The organism is Sphingomonas sp. NPDC092440 (assembly GCF_044754985.1).
In the GTDB taxonomy this organism is placed as follows: Bacteria; Pseudomonadota; Alphaproteobacteria; order Sphingomonadales; family Sphingomonadaceae; genus Sphingomonas.
The window spans coordinates 1-2,586 of sequence record NZ_JBIVQA010000034.1; the positions used below are offsets into that span (position 1 = coordinate 1).

The following is a 2,586-nucleotide window of genomic DNA, read 5'->3' on the forward strand; positions in this document are numbered from 1 at the left end:
CGTAAGCGCTAAAACTGCCCCACGTGGTTGCGGGGCGACGGCGGCGACGTGGACGGCGTAATTTCGGCGATCAGGCGACGCTGGCGAGATTGCTCTCTTCGAGCGCGGTTTGCCGTGCATTTTTATCGACCCAGTTGTACGGCAACAGATCATCGATTGGATCGGTGTCGGCGCGCTCAATGATGCGGGCGAGCACATTGGAGAGGTAGGCGTAAGGTTCGACGCCGAGCATCTTGCAGGTTTCGACCAGCGAGGCGATCGCCGCCCAGTTTTCGGCGCCGAGTTGGTGGCCTGCGAACAACGCATTTTTTCTTTGGAGCGTCACCGGCCTGATAGCGCGCTCCGCGGCATTGTTGTCGATTTCGATCCGGCCATCGTCAAGGAAGCGCGTGAAGCCCGCCCAGCGCTTCAGCGCGTATTTCATCGCGTCGCTCGTCGCCGAACCGGCCATGATCCGCGGCGCGGTTGCCATAAACCAGTCGTGGAGCTTGTCGACCAGCGGGCGGGTCCGCTCTCGCCGGGCAGCAAGGCGTTCCTCGGCCGATCGCCCGCGGATTTCCTTCTCGATACCGTAGATCTCGGCGATGCGCTGCAATGCGTCGTGCGCGAGCGGGGCGTCGCTGCCGGCGTCGATAAACCCGCGCCTCAGATGGGCCCAGCAATAGGATTTCTCGACGCCGGCATTGGCACCGTCGTCCTTGCCGAACTGGTCGTAGGCTTGCCAGGCATCAACCTGCAGGATGCCCTGATAGGACCCCAGCAACTGCTTCGCCCACATCTTTCCGCGGCCCGGCATGTAGGTGTAGAGCGCCAGCGGCGGATCGGCACCGCCATGCGCCCGGTCGTCACAGACGATCACCCACATATAGCCGGTCCTGGTCTTGCCAGTCCCCGGCGCCAGCACCTTGACCGTGGTTTCGTCAACGAACAGCCGTGATCGGGTAAGGGCATCCGCGCGCATCCGGTTGGCGATCGGCATCAGCGCCGCGATGCCCCGGCCAACCCAGTTCGCCAGCGTGGCCCGGCTGATCGCGATGCCCTGCCGGGCGAAGATCTTCTCCTGGCGGTAAAGCGGCAGGTGATCGCAATATTTGTTGATGAGGACGTCAGCGATCAGCGCCTCGGTCGGGAGGCCGCCGGGCACAACGTGCGCCGGGGCCAGGGCCTGGGTCACGCCGTCGCTGCAGCAGCGGCAGGCATAGCGCGGCCGGATCGTCACCAGGACACGATGTTGCGCCGGGATGATGTCGAGACGTTCGGAACGATCCTCGCCGATCTTGTGCAGCACGCCGCCGCAGGCGCATTCCAGGCTGTCCGGTTCGATCATGACCTCGACGCGCGGCAGATGCGCCGGCAGCGATCCCCGCTCCGCGTCGGCGGGCCGGCGACGACGCGGCCTCGCGCCATAACGCTCAGCCTCCTCGCCCGTCTTGTCCCGCAGGCCCTGGGCTTCACCAAGGGCGACCGTCTGGTCTTCCAGCGCCAGCGCAAGTTGATCGGCGGGTAATTTCTCCGAACGCTTACCGAAGGCCGCGCGGTTGATCAGCTTGAGGATATGCTCGAGCCGTGTCGCGCGGGCGCGCTCGGCCAGAACCATCGCCTTGAGCTGCTCGACGTCGTCGGGAAGCTCGTCGTATCCGGTCTCCAGGCCGGTCGCCGCAGGGGGTTCAGGATGCGCCGCCACGCCCACATCCTAGCCGGATTTGCGCCGGTGAGAACGGCCTTGCGCCAGGCGGAATCGGGCATGCGGCCTATTGCGCGTGGAGCGGTTTGGGCACGCGCGGCACGTGCACTCGCGACCAGTCCAGACCCTCGATCAGCGCCGAAGCCTGCGCCCCCGACAGCTTCATCACCCCGTCTCCCGGACGTGGCCAGCGGAACTTCCCTTCGTGCAGACGCTTCGTCACGAGCACCAGCCCGGTGCCGTCCCAGACCAGGAGCTTTATTCTGTCCGCGCGGCGCGACCGGAAGATAAACAGCATACCCGAGAAAGGATCGAGCCGGAGTTCACGCTCGACCAGCGAGGCAAGACCTATCATCCCTTTCCTGAAGTCCACGGGCCGCGTCGCGACCAGCACCTTCAACGGCCCAGGCGGGATGATCATGCTGAAGTCCGCACCGCCAACAATACCCGTTCGATGTGATCCGCGCTCGCGCCAACCGGGACATGGATCGCCACATCACCGGCATGCACCACGATCGTGCTTCCGCCAGTCGACGTCACAGGTGGTACACTGCCCTCCAGCGCCAGCGGCACGAAGCTCAACGCGCCACTTATCCCACGAGCGCGCGCGGCGCTCCGCCAACCATAAAGCTGCTGTGGCATCAGACCGTGGCGCCGCGCGATTGCCGCGATGTTCGCGCCAGGCCGCAACGTCTCCTCGATGATCCGCCCCTTCGCCTCAGCGGTCCACCGCCGCCGACCTCCAGGCCCGCTTAAAACCTCCATCCGACGCACCGGAGGATCGCCACCGCCGCTTTCGAAACTAATTTCGTCATCAAGCATCTATCTTACCCTCGCTAACCGCGCGGGCGTTATCGCCGATACCGATCAGCTCCGGAATGTGGGGAGGTTTTGGCGCTTAC

General features: G+C 65.0%; 3 protein-coding genes. All 3 read right to left on the reverse strand.

What is annotated here, in order from left to right:
• Positions 1-70 precede the first annotated feature (70 nt).
• Positions 71-1,597 carry an IS66 family transposase gene (gene tnpC / locus ACIQCS_RS23895; RefSeq protein WP_294044344.1) on the reverse strand — a complete coding sequence of 509 codons (1,527 nt, stop codon included), beginning with the start codon at positions 1,595-1,597 and terminating at the stop codon, positions 71-73.
• A gap of 154 nt (positions 1,598-1,751) precedes the next feature.
• Positions 1,752-2,105: an IS66 family insertion sequence element accessory protein TnpB gene (gene tnpB, locus ACIQCS_RS23900; protein ID WP_294044340.1), complete on the reverse strand. Its 354-nt coding sequence runs from the start codon at positions 2,103-2,105 to the stop codon at positions 1,752-1,754.
• The gene (tnpA, locus tag ACIQCS_RS23905) at positions 2,102-2,506 is read right to left on the reverse strand and encodes an IS66-like element accessory protein TnpA (RefSeq protein WP_294044341.1); all 405 of its coding nucleotides are present in this window, start codon (positions 2,504-2,506) and stop codon (positions 2,102-2,104) included. The genes tnpB and tnpA overlap by 4 nt, the downstream gene beginning before the upstream one ends.
• Between the last annotated feature and the right edge of the window lie 80 nt (positions 2,507-2,586).

Coding starts and splice junctions, on each gene's coding strand:
- tnpC (WP_294044344.1), bottom strand. CDS start 1,597: ATGGTTCTGGCCGAGCGCGCCCGCGCGACACGGCTCGAGCATATCCTC.
- tnpB (WP_294044340.1), bottom strand. CDS start 2,105: ATGATCATCCCGCCTGGGCCGTTGAAGGTGCTGGTCGCGACGCGGCCC.
- tnpA (WP_294044341.1), bottom strand. CDS start 2,506: ATGCTTGATGACGAAATTAGTTTCGAAAGCGGCGGTGGCGATCCTCCG.